Raw genomic sequence first — 2,023 nt, forward strand, 5'->3', positions numbered from 1 at the left:
GAATAACCCTAACACCCGCTCAGCATCTTCCTCTTGCTGAAAATATCCCCGCCGGAGGCATAAAATCATGACTCATCCCGCTCAACCTGAAGCCAGCCATTTCATCAATGGCGAATACGTCGAAGACACTGCAGGCACTCCGATCCCGGTGATCTATGCCGCCACCGGCGCGCAGATCGCCACCGTCTACGCCGCCACCCCGGCGATCGTGGAGCTGGCGCTGTCCACCGCGAAAGAAGCCCAGAAAGCATGGGCGAAAATGACCGGCACCGAGCGCGGCCGCATCCTGCGCCGCGCCGCCGACCTGCTGCGCGCCCGCAACGCCGACCTCGCGCGGCTCGAACCGCACATCGTAGTCACCGGCCTTGCAGTCCGGGTCACCCGAAGGGTTGTCGATCACCATCTCGTAGAGACCCGGCGCAAGTGCCTCGACCGCATCCAGGCTTTCCAGGATCGCCCGATGCTGGAGCCGTGCAACAGATCCCGAGACGAAAATGCCCAGATGCCCGATACGCGGGTGCGTCATATAGACGATGCGCTGCGCGGCTGCCTTGAGCGCATCGGTGTCGGGATAGAGCCTGGCGATCCACCCCATTGCCTGCTGTGGCGGCGTGATGTTGTCACCGTCCGACGCGAATATGACGATCGGGTTGCGGATGCGTTTGAGATCGACGGTGCAATGGGCATCAAATTGCATCTCGCCCTGCTCCAGCCGGTTGCCGATGAACAGGTTCTGCGTGATGCCGAGGATTTCCTCGCGGCTGAGAGTATAATAGCCATTCCACCAGCGTTCGAATTCGAGAAACCGCCGGCGCTCGGTGTCCGCATGGGCATAGAGGTTGGCGTACTTGTCCCAGATCGCCTTTTCCGGTTGCAGGGTCTCGAAATTCTGCGCCAGCCAGGCCCCATCAAAGCGGCCATCACCCAGATCGGATATCATATGCGCGACCCATGCCCCGCCGGTAAGGGCGCCCATCATCCGCATCGGACTGCTTTCCGCCTCACCCGACCAGTAGCTGAGCGGCGAGCCGTTCAGCACCACGGGCCCGTTCAGACCGTCGCAATCGGCCGCCAGCAGCGTGGCCGCCCAGCCGGCTTGGCAATTGCCATAGAGCACGGGGGAGGTGTCCGGGTGTCGGCGGGCGACCTCGGAGACGAAGTCACGCAGGGCAAAATGCACGTCGGCCAGGGTCTGCCCCGGCATGGGTTCAGGGTAGAAGATCACGAAATAGACCGGATGGCCCTCGTGCATCGCCATGCCGACCTCGCTGTCGCGCTTGAAGCCGCCGATGCCCGGACCGTGGCCGGCGCGAGGGTCGACCACGATCACCGGCGGCTTGGCCATGTCAACGCAATCGTCCCAGCAGTCCTCGCCGATTTCGGTGATCCTGAGAAGCGCGTAGTTGGCGGGACGGTCGAAGTGGCGCGCGTCGAGAAGGGTTTCATATTTGAAATCCAGAAGCGGCGGCATTCCACGCCGCTCGTGCTCGATCATGTTGTCGGCGCGCTCGCGCAATGTGTCTAGGAAAAGAACCCAGCGTTCGAACAGGTCCTGAGGATACGTCGTGGTGGCAGCGGTCGGGCTTTCGACCTGCGCGGCCTTCGGTTCTTCAGTTTTCGGGCCGCTTTGGTTGGCCGGTGAAGCGGCTTGTCCAGTCGCTACCGACTTGAGCTGCCGTTTTGGGGATCTGGTCGTGGCCATCACGCACTCCGCTCAGCAAAGAAGTTGAACAACGGGCCGAAGATCAGCGCGACGAACCAGCCATAAAGCAGCGTTTCGGCTATGCCGACGACGTAGCCTCCGAGGCTGATGCCATCGACCCATGGCAGAAGCGGGTTCCACAGGCTGGTCATGCTCTGGCTGGGAAAGACCAGGTCGAAAACCACGCAGATCGTGTAGGTGATCGCGAAGAAAATGCCGAGGCTCCAGCCCAGAGCCTGAATTGGGATCCGAGCGGCGCGGGGCGTGTTGCTGATGCTGGTCATTTCGGGACCTCCTTTTGTCAAGGAGCGCGTTCAAAAG

At 61.9% G+C, this 2,023-nt stretch carries 1 protein-coding gene and 2 pseudogenes; 1 reads left to right on the plus strand and 2 read right to left on the minus strand.

What is annotated here, in order from left to right; all coding sequences use genetic code 11:
* Positions 1 to 67: 67 nt before the first annotated feature.
* Positions 68 to 343: pseudogene (locus tag A2I95_RS33790) on the plus strand (aldehyde dehydrogenase family protein); the annotation flags it as partial.
* A 39-nt stretch (positions 344 to 382) separates the two neighbouring features.
* Here the strand turns inward: A2I95_RS33790 and A2I95_RS33795 are convergent.
* Positions 383 to 1,702: pseudogene (locus A2I95_RS33795) on the minus strand (DUF3141 domain-containing protein); the annotation flags it as partial.
* Positions 1,702 to 1,986 (minus strand): DUF5676 family membrane protein, encoded by a 285-nt coding sequence (locus A2I95_RS33800; RefSeq protein ID WP_035919562.1) that lies wholly within the window; start codon positions 1,984 to 1,986, stop codon positions 1,702 to 1,704. The gene A2I95_RS33800 and the pseudogene A2I95_RS33795, both read right to left, overlap by 1 nt.
* Positions 1,987 to 2,023: the final 37 nt, after the last annotated feature.

It is taken from the genome of Leisingera sp. F5, from assembly GCF_001593695.1.

Excerpts from the sequence above, each read along its gene's own strand:
- A2I95_RS33800 (WP_035919562.1), bottom strand. The coding sequence starts at position 1,986 with ATGACCAGCATCAGCAACACGCCCCGCGCCGCTCGGATCCCAATTCAG.